This is a genomic window from Arthrobacter glycogeni (assembly GCF_054510815.1).
The window spans coordinates 1-19,279 of sequence record NZ_JBTNDV010000009.1 but is presented as its reverse complement, the minus strand read 5'-3'; the positions used below and the strand labels follow the sequence as shown (position 1 = coordinate 19,279).

Annotated in this window: 20 protein-coding genes, 1 riboswitch and 1 other annotated feature; of the genes, 10 read left to right on the top strand and 10 right to left on the bottom strand. The window is 62.2% G+C overall.

What is annotated here, in order from left to right:
* Positions 1-85 precede the first annotated feature (85 nt).
* Positions 86-937, bottom strand: coding sequence for a carbon-nitrogen hydrolase family protein (locus tag ACX80G_RS10785; protein WP_459307645.1), 852 nt, complete (start codon positions 935-937; stop codon positions 86-88).
* A 318-nt stretch (positions 938-1,255) separates the two neighbouring features.
* Here ACX80G_RS10785 and ACX80G_RS10780 point away from each other — a divergent pair, with 318 nt between their 5' ends.
* The 6 genes from ACX80G_RS10780 (at position 1,256) to ACX80G_RS10755 (ending at position 6,795) form a co-directional block, all read left to right on the top strand.
* A complete protein-coding gene (locus tag ACX80G_RS10780; RefSeq protein WP_459307644.1) occupies positions 1,256-2,089 on the top strand; it encodes a DUF6282 family protein in 834 nt (277 codons plus the stop codon).
* A 119-nt stretch (positions 2,090-2,208) separates the two neighbouring features.
* Positions 2,209-2,853 carry an ABC transporter permease gene (locus ACX80G_RS10775; RefSeq protein ID WP_459307643.1) on the top strand — a complete coding sequence of 215 codons (645 nt, stop codon included), beginning with the start codon at positions 2,209-2,211 and terminating at the stop codon, positions 2,851-2,853.
* Positions 2,850-4,070 (top strand): ABC transporter ATP-binding protein, encoded by a 1,221-nt coding sequence (locus ACX80G_RS10770; protein ID WP_459307642.1) that lies wholly within the window; start codon positions 2,850-2,852, stop codon positions 4,068-4,070. Before ACX80G_RS10775 ends, ACX80G_RS10770 begins: the two co-directional genes overlap by 4 nt.
* A complete protein-coding gene (locus ACX80G_RS10765) occupies positions 4,067-4,849 on the top strand; it encodes an ABC transporter permease (RefSeq protein ID WP_459307641.1) in 783 nt (260 codons plus the stop codon). Before ACX80G_RS10770 ends, ACX80G_RS10765 begins: the two co-directional genes overlap by 4 nt.
* Positions 4,850-4,877: 28 nt before the next feature.
* Positions 4,878-5,819: an ABC transporter substrate-binding protein gene (locus ACX80G_RS10760; protein WP_459307640.1), complete on the top strand. Its 942-nt coding sequence runs from the start codon at positions 4,878-4,880 to the stop codon at positions 5,817-5,819.
* Between the two features lie 55 nt (positions 5,820-5,874).
* Positions 5,875-6,795, top strand: coding sequence for an alpha/beta hydrolase (locus tag ACX80G_RS10755; RefSeq protein ID WP_459307639.1), 921 nt, complete (start codon positions 5,875-5,877; stop codon positions 6,793-6,795).
* Positions 6,796-6,893: 98 nt separating this feature from the next.
* Here the strand turns inward: ACX80G_RS10755 and ACX80G_RS10750 are convergent, their stop codons facing one another.
* On the bottom strand, positions 6,894-9,767 hold the full coding sequence (locus tag ACX80G_RS10750) for an FAD-binding and (Fe-S)-binding domain-containing protein (RefSeq protein WP_459307638.1): 2,874 nt from the start codon (positions 9,765-9,767) through the stop codon (positions 6,894-6,896).
* Between the two features lie 53 nt (positions 9,768-9,820).
* On the opposite strand from ACX80G_RS10750, the gene ACX80G_RS10745 reads away from it, so the two are divergent.
* Positions 9,821-10,609 carry a GntR family transcriptional regulator gene (locus tag ACX80G_RS10745; protein ID WP_459307637.1) on the top strand — a complete coding sequence of 263 codons (789 nt, stop codon included), beginning with the start codon at positions 9,821-9,823 and terminating at the stop codon, positions 10,607-10,609.
* 552 nt (positions 10,610-11,161) lie between these two features.
* Here ACX80G_RS10745 and ACX80G_RS10740 read toward each other — a convergent pair.
* Both ACX80G_RS10740 and ACX80G_RS10735 read right to left on the bottom strand, forming a co-directional pair.
* A complete protein-coding gene (locus tag ACX80G_RS10740; protein WP_459307636.1) occupies positions 11,162-11,821 on the bottom strand; it encodes a Crp/Fnr family transcriptional regulator in 660 nt (219 codons plus the stop codon).
* A 152-nt stretch (positions 11,822-11,973) separates the two neighbouring features.
* On the bottom strand, positions 11,974-12,444 hold the full coding sequence (locus ACX80G_RS10735; protein ID WP_459307635.1) for a hypothetical protein: 471 nt from the start codon (positions 12,442-12,444) through the stop codon (positions 11,974-11,976).
* Between the two features lie 142 nt (positions 12,445-12,586).
* Between ACX80G_RS10735 and ACX80G_RS10730 the strand changes: the two genes are divergently transcribed.
* From ACX80G_RS10730 to ACX80G_RS10720, 3 genes are all read left to right on the top strand, one after another.
* Positions 12,587-13,072, top strand: coding sequence for a hypothetical protein (locus ACX80G_RS10730; RefSeq protein WP_459307634.1), 486 nt, complete (start codon positions 12,587-12,589; stop codon positions 13,070-13,072).
* Positions 13,073-13,601: 529 nt separating this feature from the next.
* A riboswitch (cyclic di-GMP riboswitch) is annotated at positions 13,602-13,678 on the top strand.
* An 18-nt stretch (positions 13,679-13,696) separates the two neighbouring features.
* Positions 13,697-14,086 (top strand): hypothetical protein, encoded by a 390-nt coding sequence (locus tag ACX80G_RS10725; RefSeq protein WP_459307633.1) that lies wholly within the window; start codon positions 13,697-13,699, stop codon positions 14,084-14,086.
* An 82-nt stretch (positions 14,087-14,168) separates the two neighbouring features.
* Complete coding sequence (locus ACX80G_RS10720) at positions 14,169-15,725, top strand: S24 family peptidase (RefSeq protein WP_459307632.1); 1,557 nt, start codon at positions 14,169-14,171, stop codon at positions 15,723-15,725.
* A gap of 120 nt (positions 15,726-15,845) precedes the next feature.
* Here the strand turns inward: ACX80G_RS10720 and ACX80G_RS10715 are convergent, their stop codons facing one another.
* The 6 genes from ACX80G_RS10715 to ACX80G_RS10690 form a co-directional block, all read right to left on the bottom strand.
* Positions 15,846-16,559, bottom strand: coding sequence for a transposase (locus ACX80G_RS10715; RefSeq protein WP_459307631.1), 714 nt, complete (start codon positions 16,557-16,559; stop codon positions 15,846-15,848).
* Positions 16,560-16,652: 93 nt separating this feature from the next.
* A complete protein-coding gene (locus tag ACX80G_RS10710) occupies positions 16,653-16,910 on the bottom strand; it encodes an IS110 family transposase (RefSeq protein ID WP_459307630.1) in 258 nt (85 codons plus the stop codon).
* Positions 16,911-17,128: 218 nt separating this feature from the next.
* The gene (locus ACX80G_RS10705; RefSeq protein WP_459307782.1) at positions 17,129-17,506 is read right to left on the bottom strand and encodes a DDE-type integrase/transposase/recombinase; all 378 of its coding nucleotides are present in this window, start codon (positions 17,504-17,506) and stop codon (positions 17,129-17,131) included.
* A complete protein-coding gene (locus ACX80G_RS10700; RefSeq protein ID WP_459307629.1) occupies positions 17,503-17,790 on the bottom strand; it encodes an IS3 family transposase in 288 nt (95 codons plus the stop codon). Before ACX80G_RS10700 ends, ACX80G_RS10705 begins: the two co-directional genes overlap by 4 nt.
* Positions 17,776-17,910, bottom strand: a sequence feature (AL1L pseudoknot). Its footprint overlaps the gene before it by 15 nt.
* Entirely contained in the window at positions 17,865-18,179 is a 315-nt protein-coding gene (locus ACX80G_RS10695) for a transposase (RefSeq protein WP_459307628.1), read from the bottom strand. Its footprint overlaps the feature before it by 46 nt.
* Positions 18,180-18,260: 81 nt before the next feature.
* Positions 18,261-19,007 carry a haloacid dehalogenase type II gene (locus tag ACX80G_RS10690; RefSeq protein ID WP_459307627.1) on the bottom strand — a complete coding sequence of 249 codons (747 nt, stop codon included), beginning with the start codon at positions 19,005-19,007 and terminating at the stop codon, positions 18,261-18,263.
* Positions 19,008-19,279 lie beyond the last annotated feature (272 nt).

The following is a 19,279-nucleotide window of genomic DNA, read 5'->3' as shown; positions in this document are numbered from 1 at the left end:
AAATTCTAGGATCCAGATGTGATATTTGCAACTGTAGATGCGCAATCCGCAATCCTAATTTGAGCTTACAACGACTGCATGCTTCTCAGAGGTCGTCCGCTGCGAGCCTGCCGGCTTCGCGGGCAATAAGGTCGGCCCGGGACTCCTGGAGGAGTGGCCACTGGCGTCGCAGTAGCCGCAGTTCGCCCAGATCGAGTTCGACATCTAGTTGGCCGGGGTCGGATCCTAGCTGGCCGAGAACTTCACCGGAGGGGTGGATGACGCGCGAGCCGCCCCAGAAGTCCCGCTGGTTTTCCTCTCCGCACCGGTTGACGAAGACCACGAAGGACTGCAGTACCACTGCAGCGTGCAGCAGGAGAATCTCCCAGGCCCGCTCTGTCGGTACGCCCACGTGGCTCGTTGCGCTGTTGACGGGCACCACCAAAACCTCGGCGCCCGCATGAGCGGCGAGCCAGGGAATGGCGGGTTGCCAGGCATCGTTACAGATCAGCACCGACAGGCGGGTGTTCAGTAGGTCCTCGCAATGCAACTGTCCGCCGGGGCGGAAATGCTTGCGCTCTTCCCATCCGCGGTAGGTGGGCAGGAACATCTTTCGCTGGATCCGGGCCTCACCGTCGCTCACTAGGGCCGCGCTGTTGAAGGTGTGGTGGCGGAAGGCTTCGGCGAAGCCCACCACGGCTGCCGGCCCATGCCTGCCTAAGCCCAGCAGGCGCTGATCCGTGGGCTGCAACGGCATCGCGTCAGGTACTTCACTTAGGTGGTAACCGTGGGTTGCCAGTTCGGGGAGCACTACCAGATCGCTGTCCGTGGTGGCTGCAATCAACGAGTCGATCTCCCGCAGGTTACCGTCGACGTCGCCCAGCGTGGGATCCGTCTGCAGCAGCCTGACCTTCAACCTGTCGCTCTTGATGGTCCCATCCTCAGCAGCTATATTCACTGGCAAAATCCCCTTCTTGGGCGGGATAACCCACCTGGTTCGCGGAGTGAACCTTACTCCGGTAATCGTGTGCACCACTATTCATGCTGGATGCTGTAGCCGCAATTGCCGGTGCATAAATCGCAACTCCGGTTCCGGGGCCCGAGACGGACCATTGGAAGTGTGCTGTGGGACAGGTTGCAACTTGCGGTTGCATATTTTGCATCACGGTGTTGCTTAGCTCACACTTCGCTCTTAGAGTCGTCCGCATGAACTTGGGAAGAAATCAGAGTGGATTGACCCCGCCCCGAGCGGTGGCAGGCGGAAGGTTATCGGCTGATGTTTGATGTTCACGTCCATGCCGCGCCGGACGTCATCGATCGCATCGGCTATGACGACCAGATCTGCGCCCAGTACGCCGCCGATGGTTTCAGCGGGTTCGTGCTCAAGGGGCACCAGGAATCGACCGTCGGACGGGCGAAGACGCTGGCACGCACGTCGGGGCTCGACGTCGTCGGCGGCATCGTACTTAACCGGCCGGCCGGTGGCATCAATCCGGCAGCTGTTGCTGCGACCCTCCACAGCGGAGGTCGTGTCATCTGGTTTCCTACCGCTGATGCGCATACCCAGGAAAGTGCTGGGCTGCCCAGGTTAAGTGACCTTCAACCTCGGCTGAACCGCTCCACTCTTTCCACGCCTCCGGTGCTGGCTACCGACGACGAGCAGCTGAGGAACATCTATCTGGTTCTGGATCTGATTGCCGAGTTCGACGCCGTCCTGTGCACGGGACATCTCAGCGCTGCCGAATGTTGGTGGCTCTTCGACGAGGCCGGGAAGCGGGGAATCACCCGGTTCCTGCTCACGCACCCGTCCTATACCGTTCCGGCGATGAGCGTAGCGGAAATCGCCGGGCTGGCCGAACGCGGCGCTTACGTCGAAATCACCGCTTACCAGCTCTGGCATCAGCCGGAGATGACCGAAGCGCTGCTGGCCGAGGTGGCCCGCGCCGCCGGTAATCGCCTGATTCTCTCCTCCGACGCCGGTCAGCCGAACAGCCCCCAGCCCCCGCAGGCCCTGAGGGAACTCATTGACCGGCTGGCTTCTCAGGGCCTCGACCACAGCTGGCTGCAGGCCAGCGCCTCCGACAATCCCAGGAAGCTCGTGCTTTCATGACCCTTCGCCTATCCATCAACTTGACCCGCCAGCACGCATGCGCCGTCGGCAGCGGCGGCATCGGACCGGCTGTCGGCCATCCCTCCATGACCCCCGGAGCCACTGGAGGGGTGAACTGAATGAATTTCTTCGAATTCCTCGTCAACCGCAGCGATGACATGCTCGAACTCGGTCTGGGGCACGCCGCCGTCGTCGGCGTCTCGGTGCTGCTGGCCACCGTCATTGGTGTGGGAGTGGGCATCGCCACCTACCGGCGTCCACGGCCGCGCGAGGCGGTGCTCGCCGTCGCCGGCGCATTCCTGACCGTCCCTTCCTTCGCGCTCTTCATCCTACTGATCGGCCCGCTCGGCCTCGGGGCCATGCCGGTGGTGGTTGCGCTGACCATGTATGGGCTACTGCCGATCATCCGCAACACGATCACCGGGCTCCGGGAAGTGGATCCGGCGATTGTCGAATCCGCCAGCGGCATGGGCATGAACCGCAGGCAGCAGTTGCTGCGGATCGAACTGCCCCTGGCATGGCCGGTGATCATCACGGGTGTCCGCGTGACTTCTCTGGTGCTGCTCGGCATCGCGGCCATCGGCTCGATCGTTCTCGGCCCCGGCTACGGCGAGATGATTTTCACGGGCCTGGCCCGCGTGGGCACGCCGGTGGCCGTCAACCTCGTCCTTGCCGGCACCCTCGGCATCATTGTTCTCGCCGTACTGTCCGATGTCTTGTTCTACGTCATCCGCAGGCTCACAACCTCCCAAGGAATCCGATGATCAGTTTACCCACCACCACCCAGCCGCCCCGCAAGGTCATGATCCGGTTGGAGAACCTCACCAAGCGGTTCCCCGGCCAGACGCAGAACGCTGTCGACAACCTCACCCTCGATATCTACGAGGGCGAAATCGTGGTGCTGGTCGGCCCGTCCGGCTGCGGTAAGACCACCACCATGAAAACGATCAACCGGATCATCGAACCGACCTCCGGCCGTATCATTCTCGACGGCGAAGATGTTACCACCGCGGATCCGGACACCCTCCGGCGCCGGATCGGTTACGTGATCCAGCAGGTGGGCCTGTTTCCGCACATGACGATCGGCGAGAACATTGCCACCGTGCCCAAGCTGCTTGGCTGGGACAGTAAGCGGGTCGCTGCCCGGGTGGATGAGTTGCTTGAGATGGTCAACATGTCACCTGCCGAGTACCGCGACCGGTACCCCAAGCAGTTATCCGGCGGGCAGCGCCAGCGGGTGGGTGTGGCAAGGGCACTCGGCGCGGATCCCGATGTGATGCTGATGGACGAACCGTTCGGCGCGATCGACCCCATCACCCGCGACCGACTGCAGAACGAGTTCCTGCGCCTGCAGTCGGAGGTCCGCAAGACCATCGTCTTCGTCACCCACGACATTGATGAAGCCATCAAGATGGGGGACCGCATCGTGATCTTGCAGGAAGCGTCGCGGATCGCCCAGTACGACACCCCTGAACGGATCCTCACCGCGCCTGCCAATCAGTTCGTCGCCGACTTCATCGGCAAGGGGGCGTCGCTGAAACGGCTGAACCTCAGCCGGGTTGCCGACATTGGGTTGTCCTCCTGGCCTACCGTTCCGGTGGGTGCCGACGCTGCCCAGGCGATGGCTTTGCTGGCCAGCGCTCAGCAGGAATCGGTGCTAGTTCTCGACGGTGCTGGCCGCCCCCTCCGTTGGGCGGACGCCGCGGATCTGCAATCAGCCTCCGGTGCATCCCTTGATGGGATCGGCGCACCCGCTGAAGGCATGGTTCAACCCACTGCGACCTTGAACGACGCGCTCAACGAACTGGTAGCCGCTCGAAACAGTGTCACCCTGGTGGTCGATTCCGACGGCGCCTACCTGGGCGTAGTGGATATCCACCGGATCAACGAGGCAATCCGCACCATGCGCAGCACTTCGGCCGCCCAGAATGCCGCCGATCTCGCAGCACGCACGCCGGCGGGAGCCGGTGACCGGCCATGACCACCCACGCACGCGACCAAGACGTCGTCGTCCGGACCCCTTCGCGGGGCCGCCGCCGCTCTCTTGCGGGGTATGTGGTCATGCCGGTAATTCTTGCGCTGGTGTGCCTTGGCCTGTACCTGTATGTCAGTACGCAGGAGTTGGACAGCATTGAGGCCCGCTCGCTCAATGCAGCGTCGCTGGGCAACGCAACTTGGGAACACATCCAGTTGACCGCTGTGTCGACACTGCTCACCCTCATCGTTGCTGTGCCGTTGGGTGTCCTGCTCACCCGCCCCTTCACCCGCCGGATCCGGCCCTATGTGCTGACCATCCTCACGCTAGGTCAGGCAGTCCCGACGATCGCGGTGCTGGTACTGCTGGCCGTCGCGTTCCTATTCCTAGGTTTCCAGGCAGCGGTAGTGGGCCTAGTGATGTACGCCATCATCCCGGTGCTGCTGAACACCATGGTGGGCTTGGAACAAGTAGACGAATCCGTGCTGGAAGCCGGCCGGGGAATGGGTATCTCGAAGTTCGGGGTGCTGCGGCGGCTGGAACTCCCGCTGTCCGTACCAATCATCCTGGCCGGGGTGCGGACCGCACTAGTCATTAACGTCGGCACGGCCACCCTCACCACCTACATCAACGCAGGCGGCCTGGGCGACATCATCGTGGCCGGGCTGTCCACCAACCGGGTCCTGATTCAACTTGTCGGGGCCGCCCTCACCGCCGTCCTGGCCCTGCTCATCGATTACCTGGCCGGTATCGCCGAAGACTTCCTGCGCCCCAAAGGGCTGTAAGACCATCACAACCACTAGAAGAGGAACCATGAACACAACATCCGCTCAGGCGAAAACCCTCACGGCCATTGGCGCCGGCCTTGTCCTCATGCTGACCGCCTGTGGTGGCGGGGATGCCGGTGGTGGTGCGGCCGCTGAAGGCGAGCTCGCCGGTGCCGAACTTTCCGTCGGCTCCAAAGAATTCACCGAATCCATCCTGCTGGCCCAGATCACCGCGGCCGCCCTGGAAGACGCCGGTGCAAAGGTCGAGGATAAGACGGGAATCTCCGGCAGCGCCACGGTCCGAGAAGCACTGGAAAGCGGGGAGGTCGACATGTACTGGGATTACACCGGTACCGGTTGGGTCAACATCCTCGGCAACACCACGGAGAACGTTCCCGAGGACCTGTACGCCGCCGTCGTCGAAGGCGATGCCGCCAACGATATTGCCTGGCTGGAGCCAGCACCGTTCGAAAACACTTACCGCATTGCCGTTCCCACAGCCTTCGCCGAGGAAAACAGCCTGACCACCATGACCGACGCGGCCGCCTACATTCAGGCGAACGCGGATGACGGCGTGGTTTGCGCCGCCAGTGAGTTCATCAACCGCGACGACGGACTGCCCGGCCTGGAGTCCGCCTACGGTTTCGAATTCAGCAGCATTGTTGAACTGGACCTGAACCTGATCTACACCCAGATCGGAGAAGAATGCAGCTTCGGCGAAGTGTTCTCCACGGACGCTCGCATCGTTTCCAACGAACTGACAGTCCTCGAAGATGACCAGGCGTTCTTCGTCGAGTACCAGGGCGCGATGACCCTCCGCCAGGAAACCCTCGACGAATACCCCGCCATCGCCGAGGTTATGGCGCCCATCAATGAAGCGCTGACCAACGAGACCATCACCGAGCTCAACGGCAAGATCGACAACGACGGCGAAGAGCCGCGCGACGTCGCCGACGAATGGCTCGAGAGCGAGGGCCTGATCGGCTGATCAGGTTCCACCCCCATCCCCACCAAGCTTCACACGAAAAACAGAAGGAAACACAGTGATTGAGAAGGAAACCACGTTCTACAGTGAGGGAAGCCGCCTGAAGGCCACCCTGTACTACCCGGACGACCTGCCGGCAACTGGCCCGCATCCGGCATTGATCGTCAACTCCGGGTACCAGGGCTTCAACGAGTTCTACCCGAAGATGTTCGCCAAGAACATGACCAAACGCGGCTACATCTGCCTGGGCTTCGACTACCGCGGGATGGCGGACAGCGAGGGCGCGAAGGGCACAGTCCTCATTGAGCAGCAGGTTGAGGATGTCCGCAATGCCATCACGTTCATGCAGTCCCAGGATGATGTGGACGATCACCGGATTGGGCTGATCGGCTGGGGAATGGGAGCAGCGAACGTGGTCCTCGCCGGCGGCAAGGCCCGCAACGTTGCCGGAGTGGCCGCGCTGAACGGCTTTTACGACGGCGAGAGGTGGCTGAAGTCGATCCACACGTACGACGAGTGGACCCGCATCGTTGACCAAGTTCAGGAGGACCGCACACAGCGGGTCCTTGAGGGCGAATCAAAGATGGCCGACACGTTCGCCCACTATCCCCTGGACCCCGCCACTGAGGATTATGTAGGGAAGGAACTCTCCCAGGTGTACGGCTTTGGGCACCCCACGCGGGTGCAGTTCACCGAGTCCATCATTGACCTGAAGGTGGAGAAGTCGGTTCAGGACCTAGCGCCGTCGCCCCTGTTCATCGGACATGGGTCCCGCAACACGCTGCACCCCTACGACGAGGCAATGTCCCTCTACGAAGCGGCGTCATCGCCCAAGACGCTGTACACGATCGATGGACGCCATAACGACTTCATGTACGGCGACCACCCGGAATTCCTGATCCTCTGCGACCGTCTGCAGGAGTTCTTTGATTGTGCATTCGCGGCAAGCGCGTCGCCGATCCGGAGCGTTTCGGCTTAGCTCCACCCGGACGCGAGGGAGGGGCCTACCAGTGGTAGGCCCCTCCCTCTGCCGTTTCGGCGCGCACCGCAGAAACGAATAGCGACGAGCCGCAGCTGTTAGTCTCTATGGTTGGGTTCCGCGGGGTCCAGCAACTGGGCGAGGTGGATGCCGCGGCGGTCACTGAGGTCCTCCAGCTGGGTGCGGCAGGAATAGCCATCGGCCAGCACGATGGTGTCATCGCCGGCTGCTCGCACCGCCGGCAGGAGCTGCTGCTCGGCCACCGCCACCGAAATGTCGTAGTGGCCGCGCTCCACCCCGAAATTTCCGGCGAGGCCGCAGCACCCTCCGAGCTTCTGCAAGGTGGCGCCAGCTCCCTCAAGCAGCGCGGCGTCGGGGCTCCAGCCCATTACCGCGTGGTGGTGGCAGTGTGGCTGCGCGACGACGGTGGTCCCCTCAAGTGACGGCGGTGTGTAGCCGGGCGCCTTGGCGAGAAATTCCGCCAGCGTGTGGGTGGCACCGGCGACTTGACCCGCTGTCGCACGACCCAGCAGCTCGAGAGCATCCGAGCGCAGGACACCGGTACAGGACGGCTCAAGCCCCACGATCGGAATGCCCTCCTCAACGGATTTACCTAACACGTCGATACTTGTGCGCAGGATTTTCCGGGCAGCGTCGAGCTGGCCGGTAGAGATCCACGTCAGGCCGCAGCACACGGGCACATCTGGAATCCGTACCTCGTACCCGGCGGCCTCCAGCACCCGCACTGCGGCTTTTCCTACCTCGGGCGAGAAATTGTTGGTGAACGAATCAGCCCACAGCAGCACCGGCGGGCGGGCCACGGACGCCGCAGTGGCCTGGCGCGCTTTGAACCAGCCGTGGAACGTCTGCGGCGCGAACGCGGGAATGTTCCGGCGCTGATCCACGCCGGCAAACCTGAGACCTAACTGGCGTGCCCCGGGCAGCCGCACCAAGGCATTCACCAGCCGCGGTGCGTACGCTGCGAAACCTGCCCAGCGGGGCAACCAACCCAGCGAGTAATGAGACGCCGGCCGAATCCGGCCCTTATAGCTTTGGTGCAGCACCTCGGCCTTATAAGCTGCCATGTCAATGCCGGTGGGGCAATCCGACGCGCAGCCCTTGCAGGACAGACAGAGGTCCAAGGCATCGTGCACCTCGGGCGCCCGCCAGTTCGGGGCACTGTTCTTCACACCATCGACGGCGCCGCCGGTGACGCTGCCGTTAATCATTTCCTGCAACACCCTGGCCCGGCCCCGGGTGGAGTCCTTCTCCTCACGCGTCGCGATGTAGGACGGACACATCACTGTCTGGTTGTCGTTGTGAGCTGCGCGGCACTGGCCCACACCGGTACAGCGGTGAACCGCCTGGCTGAAGTCGCCGGCGTCGTGCAGGTATCCGAAACCTAGTCCCGAACGCAGCGGACCCGCCTCTGCAGCCCGGACGTTCGCGTCCAGCGGCTCCGGATCCACCAGCACTCCCGGATTGAGGATGTTGCCCGGATCAAGGATGCCCTTGACCTTCCCGAACAGTGAGATAGCCGCTGGAGAATACATGAACGGCAGGAGCTCGCTGCGTGCCCGGCCATCGCCGTGCTCGCCCGAGAGCGACCCGCCGTAGCGCGCCACCAGGGCGGCGGCATCGGTAAGGAACGCACGGAAAGCTGCGGTGCCATCCTCGCGGTGGAACGGGAAATCGAGGCGGACATGCACACAACCGTCCCCGAAATGTCCGAACGGGAACCCGGTCAGGCTGTGAGTGAGCAGGAGGTCATCGAAATCGCGGAGATAGTCGCCCAGCATTTCCGGCGGAACTGCCGCGTCCTCCCAGCCGGCATGCGCCGGCGCCCCGGCGGGAGATCGGCCTGCAAGCCCTCCGCCGTCCTCGCGGATCCGCCACAGTGCGGCCGCCTGACGGGAATCCCCGACGATCCGGCAGTGCCGGGCAGCTTCGATGCGACTGACCCGTGCCGCCCGGTCGGCAACTTCCAGGGCATCATCTCCGGAGATCTCGACGAACAGCCAGGCGGCGCCGCCAGGGAGTTCAGGCACGGACTGGGGGCCCTTGCGGGTGCGGACCACTTCGACGATGCGTGAATCTAACCCTTCGCACGCAGTGGGTTTGAAGGGCAGCACGGCGGGTACGGCGTCGCCGGCGGCCCCAATGTTCTCGAAACCGAGCACCACCAGCGTCTTGTAAGGCGCGTCGGCCACTAGCCGTACACCCGCCTCAAGTACGACGGCCAATGTGCCTTCGCTGCCTACCAGCATCCGGCGCAGGTCGAACCCACGCTCAGGCAGCAGATGCTCCAATGAATAGCCCGAGACCTGCCGGCCGAACCGGCCCAGCTCTGTGCGGATGGTACCCAATTCTGACTTCACCAATAAGCGCAGTGCGTCGGTTTCCGGGGTGGACGGCGTGCCGTCCGCGTCCAAGTGAAGCCGTGTGCCCGAGCCGGTGACGACGTCGAGGTGGGTCACGTTATCGGCGGTGCGCCCATAGGCAAGCGCGCGGGAGCCGCAGGCGTTATTGCCGATCATCCCGCCCACTGTGCACCGGCTGTGGGTGGAGGGATCGGGACCAAACCGCAGGCCATTGGCCAACGCCACCTTCTGCAAGGTGGCGTGGACCGCGCCGGGTTCGACGACGGCGGTGCGGGCCTCGACGTCAAACTCCATGATTTTATTCAGATGGCGGCTGAAGTCGAGAACAACACCGGGCCCGATCGCATTGCCGGCGATCGAGGTACCGGCACCGCGCGGCGTGAAAGGGACACCACGTTCACGGCAGACCTCGAGCGTGGTGAGGACTTCGTCCAGGTGCCGCGGAAAAACCACCGCCGCCGGCTGCACCCGGTACAGGGACGCGTCGCTGGAATAGGCCGCTCGAGAAGTTGCATCCGCCCGAGCATCCGCGACACCACGGGACTGAAGTTCGGATACAAGGGAGGTGGGGGCTGTGAGTGACGTTGCCATGAGTAACATGTTACTCCAGATGTCCAGCGCCCTCGCGGACTAATCTTGGAGTCATGTCACAATCATCCAGCGATACCGGCGATCGCCGGATGCGTCCGCCTACCCTCGCCGACCGCACCATTGACGCGGTGCGTGAGGGCATTCGGAACGGCAGGCTGGTACCCGGCGAGCTGTACTCGGTATACCGGTTGGCTGATGAGCTGGGTGTCTCCCGCAGCCCGGTCCGGGATGCCCTGCTCCGGTTGGCGGAAACAGGAATGGTGGCGTTCGAGCGTAACCGGGGCTTCCGTGTGGTCCTTCCTGGCGCGCGGGAGCTGACCGAGATCACCGCCGTCCGCCTCGCACTGGAGGTTCCAGCCGCAGAACGTGCGGCCATTCGGGCGCAGGAGTCCGACCGGGGGGCCTTGGACGCGGAGCTCGAGGCGATGCGGGTGTCCTTCACGGTCGGAGACGAAGCCGCCTTCCTCCTGCATGACCAGCGGTTCCATGCGCTGCTGCTGGACCTCGCGGGCAACGCGCATGTCACCCGGATCATCGAGAATCTGCGCGATGCCACCCGCCTGGTCGGTATCTCCACCATTCGGAGGTCCCGCTCACTGGAGGACGTGTACCGGGAACACCGGCCGATCCTCGACGCCATCCACCAGGGGGACCCCTCCGCGGCGGGTGCAGCCATGCGGCGTCATCTGGAGTCGACAGGGCGGCTGCTACTGCAAGAAGCTGCGCGCGAATCCGACACGGATCCGGACTTCAACGCGCTTTGGAACGATCTGGTGGGCCATCCACCTGTGGGCGGGTGGAGCCCCGAAGGACAGAGCTCAAAGCCGTCCACCTGTGGGTGAGCCGTCGGAGCAGTTCCCGGTCGAGATGGGAACGAGCATCGAAACCACGCCTCTCCTAGCAATCTCGATCCGGATAAAACCTCAGCTATGAGTCGTCTCGTAAATTGGCAGCTTTCTGAGACACACAAACTGTGATTCACGGAAAGGCCTTGCTTCCGATATGGCGGCACTGCTTCTGTTACGGAAGCCTGTCTCGCCGGGTAACACCCAACCCGCAGCAGACTCGTTGGATGGAGCCGCCCAACGCTGCACGGGCCTCAATTGGTCGGCAGCTACTGATGTAACTTTGGGCGACTGGCCAGCTGGGCTCGGGCCAGAGGACAATGTCGGTTCTGGTTGACGTATCAGGGTGTTATTGGCGCTTGGTATGGAAGTATTCGTCAGCCGAGGTGACCACTGATGGTTTCTGCCTTCGATGACTTTCCTACTCGCCGCGTTCAGGACTATCTCAGCAGCTGAGGTTGAATGGGCTTCCTCGACAAGCGCCAGCCAATTAGGGGTTGTGCCGCGAGTGCGGTATTTGAACCTGGTTCAGCCAGTTACTGCTGGGGCTCATGTGGTTTTTCGTGCGAGCTGTCTTAGGCCGGGGAGGTCTTCGATGATGATCCTGCCGCGTCCTTGGCGGATGAGGTGGTGGGTTGCGAGGTCGGACATGGTTTTGCTGGTTGCTTCCCGGGTAACTCCGAGGAGTCCGGCGAGTTGTTCGTGGGTGAGCCGCACGGACGGGGAGCTGTTGAATCGGGGTTTGGGCGCGGATTCAGCTATTTTGAGCAGGGTCGAGGCCGCGCGGGCAGCTAGCGGTCGTAACGCCATGTCGGTGAGTCGTTCTTCGAGCCGGGCGACCTGTTCGCCGAGCAGGCGTGAGATCTTGATGGCGACCTTGGGGTTGGAGAGTAAATGTTCCTCGACTTGGACCACGCTGAGCTGGCAAATCACTGACGTTTCGATGGCTTCGGCGTAATTGTCGTACATTCTTTGACCGATCAACAGCATTTCACCGAAGACGGCGCCCGGTTCAAGAATCGCGATGGTGAGGGCTTTGCCGCCCTCCGTGACCCTGAAGACGCGGATTCTTCCGGCTTTGAGGATAAACAACGCGGTGACAGGTTGGCTTTGGCTAAAGACCAGTTCCCCGCTTGAGAAGGTCCGAGGCGGGGAGGCCCTGTCGATGGCCGCCATGTCCTCGGCCGTGAGGTCCGTGAAGAGTTCCACGGCGTTGAGGCAACTGAAGGGCTCACCTGGCATGTCCGTCAAAGGTTCGGCCTCCCGTTCGTGGGGCGCCCACGCTGTATGGCCGCTAACGGTCGCCGCGATGATCGCGTTGGTGCATGCGTCCCCGACCGTCGTCGGGCCCACGGTAATGCTCAAAGGCGTCGCTGGAGAACCGCGGTGGCGGCAAGTCCTAAAGTAATCCCGTACAGAATATGCCCTATCAGGGACATCAGGGCGGGTTCGTTGATCATGAAGATCGGCATGCCCATCATAGCTGGCATGATCAGCAGCGGGCCAAGGATCCACCATAGGGCGCCGTAGAGAAGTCCGGCGACGGCGCCGCGGGCGTGAGAGGTCAGGACGCGGTTCCCGAACGGCACTGCCAGGCCCAGACCGATCAACACCGAAATTACCAGGTGCACACCCAGCCCGATCACCGCCGAATCGGATCCAACCAGAGAGGCGATCATCGGCAGCATGCCCATGACCGCCATGAGCACCCCGAAGACGGCGCCGCCAGCCAAACCCCCGATGACACCTGCCATCACCCTGGTGGACACGGAAGCAGCGGCGCGGGGGTGCGACGTCTGATCTGTTCGGGAGGCACGGTGTGAGGTGGTCATGGGATTACCTTTTCGTGGGCGAGGGATCTTTTCCCGCTAACGGTAGGCGGTTGAAGGTGTTAGGTTCTGTAATCCAGGACACATAACAACCCGCACAATACTGCGTCTGCACCGGGCGTAAGAGGCCTTGTAGTGTGAGGATATGTCTACTGGATTTATGGTGGCCCTCGCCCTGGTTCTCCTCCTGATGCTGCTCTCGCGGTTATTGCTTCCAGGCCTTCCGTTGAGCAGGACCGCAACACGATTGACTGCGCTGGACTTGGTCCTGGCCGCAGTGGGCCTCATGGGACTGGTCCTGCACTGCGCTTCAATGTTTTATCGGTTCTTGGTTGCTGCCATACCGGGGACCGCAGACATCATCAGCCAGATAAATTCGATGGGCACGGCAAGCATGATCTGGTACATCGTTCCATCCCTTTTGCTGATCACCGGCCTGCGGCGGCAGAACGCAGTGGCATTGGTTGTTCTCGCGGTCGCATTGATTGCGGTCGGCGTCACCATGTACAACGGCACACCAGTCCCGACACACGTGAGTACCATCTTCGCGGCAGCCGTAATAATTGGGGCAATTATGTTTCTTCTCGTCATCCCGCCGTGGCAAAACAAAACCCTGGCTGCGCAAAACTAACCAGATTCAACCGCCATCTCTTGAGGACCGCCGCTCCGCCGCAACCAACGCGCACCGTCTCCGGGACCGGGTGACCTAACGGGGTGTTATTGACGCAGTTGAGCATGCATGGGCCCGCGGGGCGCTTCCTGTGCTGTCCCGACGTTCCCACGGGACTTCAGTCAACCTTGTCGGCTTTCATAAACGGTATTTACGGTGGGAACGGAGCCGTACAGCAATCCACGGCACCACTACGCTAAACGCTGGAACGGACATTTACCCGCTGCCAGCAATCCAGTGCAGCCGCCGTCCTTCCAATCCTCGGCCCGCGAGAAAATCGAACCGGTTGGTCGAAGAATTCAGCAGTTTTGTCGAGGGTTTGCGCAGGATTGACAAAGTATGGTGTCTCTGGATTTATTCCCCTGTAACTTCAGAAAGTGTCTCGGATTCGATCGGACTTGTTTCATCCGATTTGACGCAGTCGCACACCCGCACAGCGCCGGTTTAGGGGATCCGCTTCCAGTCTCTTCTTCTCCGTTGTGATGCATCCTCACTAAAACGGCAAACCCGGTGTGAACCGGGGACGCAAAGCCACGGAACCCGCTGGGGGTTCGCCGGGCTACTGAAACTGAGAGAAGAAAAACTATGATGAAATCCACCAAACTCGTCGCTGCTCTTGCCGTTGCTGGCTTGGCTTTCGCTGGCGGTTCCGCGCTTACCGGGACCGGTCTGAGTAACACCGCTGGTTCGACCCAGTTCGTTGGAGGTACTGTCAGTCAGTCCGTTACAGGCGCTACTTTGAGCAGCCTGGTCTACGGGTACACCGATGGCACTAAAACGGCTGTTAATTCAGTGACCCTGACGTTCGCCGACGCAACGGGTGGGAAAACCCCCACCATTGCACTCACCGGCGGCACGGCGACGGCCTTCACCTGCACACCCATCAGTGCTACTACGTTCGTTTCCACCTGCAGCCCAGGGACCGGTTTGAGCCAGTCCGGTGTGACCAGCGCCGCTGTCACCGTCCCTAGCTAGTCCCACAACCTTTGGGATGGGCCCGCACCTCTCGCTCGCGGGCCCATCCCAAAGGTCTCCACATCAGTATGAAAGCCACTGTATGCTGAACCGGCTGTTCCGTCGTCTGGCGGTGTGTTTCCTTGCCGCCGCGACCGTGTTTTTGACGGTTATCGGGGCCGCGATTCTCGCTGGCCAGACTGCGGTAGTCACCACAGACGGTGTCAGCATGAACCCGGTCTATTACGACGGGGACCTAGTGGTCACTGTCCGTGCACCCTCGTATTCCGTAGGTCAAATAGCCGCCTACCGGCTGCCCGGCAGCAACGAGGTTGTGCTGCACCGTATTATCGGCGGCGACGAAGACGCTTTCGTATTTCAAGGCGATAACAGTCAGTCGGTCGATACCGTGAAGCCTTCCGCCAAAGACCTCGTCGGCCGGGAGCTCCTGCATGTCCCGCAGGGTGGGGTGTGGCTGGATCGGTTGGCCAGCCCGCCGATGCTGGCCCTGATGACTTTCGCGCTGATGGTCGGCGGCGGGACAACTATAACCCGACGCAGACGCAGACAAAGTAGACAAAGGAGGGCGGAGATGTCCCGCCACACTGTTACTGGAACCGGCTTCAGCGCGGCAGTGGGGGCGTTATCGCCACTGCTACGGGTGGGAGCCGCGATGACTCTCATCCTCGCAATCATTGCCTCGGCACTCGTCGTTTGGGCGTGGACAGGACCGCTTAATCAGGATGCTGCTGAACCGGTCAGCGGTGCCCGGATGGAATTTTCCTATACCGCGGAGGTCGGTGACAGCCCAGCCTATGACGGGACTCTGGCTGAGTCCCCGGATCCAGTTTTCCGTTCCCTCGCCGATACCGTTGATGTGCACTTCGCCTACCAAGGCGAACCGGGCAGCGTTACCGTGTCCGCTGAATTGTCGACCCCTGGCGGATGGCGCACGACTATTCCTCTCGCGGCTTCAACCTCGTTCTTGGGCTCTCAGTATGAAGGCACCGTAGAGCTGGATCTAGAAACGTTCGAGGACAAAGCCCAGGCAGCGTCGGCTGTCACGGGCCTTCCGGAAAGCCCGATACTAATTACCCTCACTCCTCGGGTACAGACCGCAGCGGGGCCGGACTTCGAACCGGCGCTCACACTCGAACTAGCGCCTCTGGCGCTCAGCGTTCCCGGCGCAGCGGATGCCCTCACCGTCATCAACGACGCCCCGATAAGCCAAACGCTCTCCGTTCCGCGGACCGTAGGACCCGAGAGTTGGAACCTCACCGCAGCAAACGGTCGGATCCTCTCGGCAGCCTTACTCCTGCTGGCATTTGTTGCAGGCACCACTCTGACGTTGCTGGTCCGCCGGAACACACCAGCTGATGAAGGTGCAGCCATCCGCCGCCGCTACTCCGCGCTCCTGGTCCGAGTACATCCGATGCCCGCCCCTCAAGGACGGCCCGTCATCGACGTCACCACCTTCGCGACACTGGCTAAACTCGCCGAACGCTACGGGCTTCTAGTCCTTCACTGGGCCAGAAGCGACGTCGAAACATTCGTGGTCCAGGACGAAAGCACCACCTACCGCTACCGGACGAACACCGAAACCTCACCAACTGACGCTCAAGTACTAACGACGGAAACGGACTCGCGGATCAACACCTAGAAAGTAAAAGCGGAAACCTCAGCCACACGCCGCGTGGGTAAGGACCCGCAGCAGAAGCACCCTAGATCAACGTTTCGTAGAGGGACTATCCCATAAACGGTGTATGAACCGTACCGGGTTTTAGGCCGCCTTCTTGCTGGTGGCCTGGTCGTCTGACGAGGCGTCTATTTGAGCATAATAGTTTTGCTCGAACTCCGGCGGGCGACATAGGCGATGGTCCGTTCGTGGAATCTCATTCTGACGATGACCGTTCGATAGATTGCGGCGTTGAGCTGGCGATGCCCGCCGTGGTTTGATGCGATGCTTTCCGCTGGTCATCCCTGAACCCGTGGGGACGGGGGCAATTCCGGCGAGTTTAGCGAAGGCGGCTTCGGAGCGGATCCGTTCAGGGTTGTCTCCGGCGACGATGAGAATCTCGGCAGCGGTGTCGACTCCGATCCCGAATTGCTCGAGGAGCTGCGGGGCAGTGCGACGTACGAGGGCGTCGATCAGGCCCTCGAGTTCTTTGGCTTCGGCGTCGAGGGCGAGCCAGCGTCGCGCCAGGGTGCGGACCGAGTGGCGCAGCGCGTCGTCGGGAGTGTTCAGGTTCCGCGGCCGTGACCCTGCGAGGTGCCGGGCGAGCCTGGGAGGTGAGATTTTGTTCGTCTCGCGGCGCAGCTCGTCCGAGCCGTGGACCAGCATCGCTTTGATCATGATTATTGTTGAGGAACGGTTGACGACCGCGGAATCATGCAAGACTTTCAGCTGTCGGATCATCTCGACGGCGCCGTCTGCGGTCTTCGGGATTGCGGTCGCGAATCCTGCAAGCCCGCTCGTGGCGGCGTTTTTTCGCATCAAGGGTGTCGGACTTGCCATTCGCGCGCCGCAGCCGCCGGTCAAGGCGGCCGGCTTCGACGACCTTGATGTCGTGTCGGCGCAGGAACCAGGTCAGCGTGGCTCCGTAGGAGCCGGTGCCCTCGATCCCGAACGCGAGGATCCGGCCGAACTCTTCCGCCCAAGCCAGAGGATCCGGCCGAACTCTTCCGCCCAAGCCAGTAGCTGCCAGAACCCGCCGGTGTCGGTCGGGATCGTCAACGTCGCGAGGATGCCACCGATCGTGTCCATCACGGCGGCTACGTGGATGTGTTTGTGCGTGTCGACGCCGACCACAATGTGGCCCGATCGCGTCGAGTTGAGATCCGTCATCGTGTCCTGTCCTTCTGCCCGTTGGCGTGGAATCACGCTGTCGCCAGCGGGTGGACAGGACTGTCACGGGGACGCTCGCAAAGTCTGCTCCAGGCTCCTATCAGGTCACATCCGACAGACGACAGCCCTTACTGCAAGCCCATCCGGACGGTCGACAGATCAACGCAAAGGCACCTATCGGGCCGATCGTAAGCAAGAGTCAGACCGCGCCGGCCGGGTTACCGGATCAGTCTCGACCCGACAGAAACAAACTGACAGTCGTACGCATCGCCGACGGTCGCGACGGAAGCTGCCAGGCCTTCGAACAGCAGTGCCTCCCCGAAACGGATCGAGGTGTATTGGGACCCGGCGTCGCTGTGATGGACCAGGCCCTCAGGGACTGGCGTTCCGGCTTGGTCCCGGCGCCAGAGCGCCATTTTCAAGGTGGTTAGCACCATGTCCGTGTCCTTGATCATGGCAGTGTGCCAGCCCACGATCGCCCGGGAGAACACATCAATCGCGAAGGCCACATACGCAAAGCCGGCCCACGTTCTGACGTAGGTGAAGTCAGTGACCCACGCGGCGTTGGGCCGGGCAGCGGTGAAGTTCCTCTTCAGCAGGTCCGGGGCCCGCTGGGAATCCTGCGTTGTAGCGCCGGCTTTAGGTTTCCGGCCGCGAACGAGCCGTTCATGGCTTCATCACGCATCAGCCTGTCCACGGTACATCTGGCCACGACATGGCCTTCTCTGCGCAGCCAGGCTGTCATTTTCCGCCGCCCGTACAAGGACTCCGATTTCTCCGCAGTACCTTTTAGCGCATTGACGACAGCAGCGTCCGAGACCGTCCGGGCAGCGGGTGCTTTGGATTTCCAAGACCGGTAAGTCCGCGGGGCAACCTGCACGCCCGGCTCGCGCAGGACCTCGCAGGCCGGCTCGACCCCGTGGCCGTCGGCACGTAGTTCGTCGACGAATCCGGCTATCTACGGCGGCGAGGGTCGAGCTCCCTCGCGAAGAAAATCGAGGCCTTCTTCAGGATCTCGTTTGCCTCCCGCGGTTCCCGGATCTCGCTCTCCAGATTCCTGATCCGGGTCTGTTCGGCACTGGTTACCCCTGGTCGTTCGTCAGCGTCGATCTGGGCCTGAAGAACCCACCGGCGCTGTGACTCCCTGCCTATATTCAGCTTCGGTCCGATGGCGGAACAGGCGGCAAAAACGGAGTCGTATTCAATGAGGTGGTCCAGGACCATCCGCACGGCACGCTGACGCTGATCCTGGGGGTATCGCTTGGGCATAATCGCTATCCTTCACAAAAAGGAAGCGGCATCAAACCAGGTACGGTTCGCTCCACCGGGTGTGTAAACTAATACGCGGCTTTAGGCTATGAGCCTGCCTGCCAGTTCGGGGATACTTGACGCCGAGAAGTCCCAGTCACTCTCCGGGGCCAGGTCCGCCACCTGACCCAGGCCGTATTCGGTAGGGCGGGCGATGAACGCCGTCGCCAGCCCCGCCTCACGGGCTGCATGGAGGTCCTTGTTGTGGGCGGCCGCGAGCATCACCTCGCCGGGCCGGAGGTCCAGGAACTCCGCGGTCCGAAGATAAGCCTGGGGCAACGGCTTGTACCTGCGCGTCATGTCCGAGCCGATGATCACGTCCCACGGCAAGCCCGCATTCCTGGCCATGGCCAGCAGCAGCGAGGTGTTGCCGTTGGAGAGGGGGCCCACTATGTAACTGCGGCGGATGACGGCGAGACCCTCCACACTATCCGGCCATGGGGGCAGGCGGTGCCATGATTTGTTCAGCTGTTCCAGGGGCCCTGGATCCAGCCGATCCGGATCGAAGCCGTGGCGGCGGAGCACCTGGTCCAGGTTTTCGCGGTGAAGTGTGTCCAGCGTGGCGAACTCACGGGATCCGGAACGGATGGCCTCCATCGCTGGCTGGTAGAGGGCGCGCCAGTCATCGGCGAACGCCTCCGCGTCGACGTCCTGCCCACGTGCTGCGGCGAAGGCCTCCGCCTGGCGGGCAACACCGGCGCGCCAGTCCACCACCGTCCCGAACGTGTCGAAGAGGACAGCGCGCACCTCGCACCCGGTTGATGATGAACGGTATGGCTGGAATCTCATGTTCTGTCTCCTTCCTGGGCTTCCCTCACAGCCAGTCTCCAGCATGCGAACTGATTTCAGTCTCACAGCCACGCGCGCCCGTGTTTTCTCTGCGGTGATGGCGGGCTGGTGGCCGAGCGCCTTAAGAATCTCGTACGATCTCACTACTGGGAGCCACGTGATTGGGTCCCCGGGTAGGAGTCCAGTGTTTATGTGAGTTTCGCATCCGATAATGGGTGCAGGAGGAAATTCACTTTTATGGCACGTAGACATACCCCTGATCAGGTCATCGC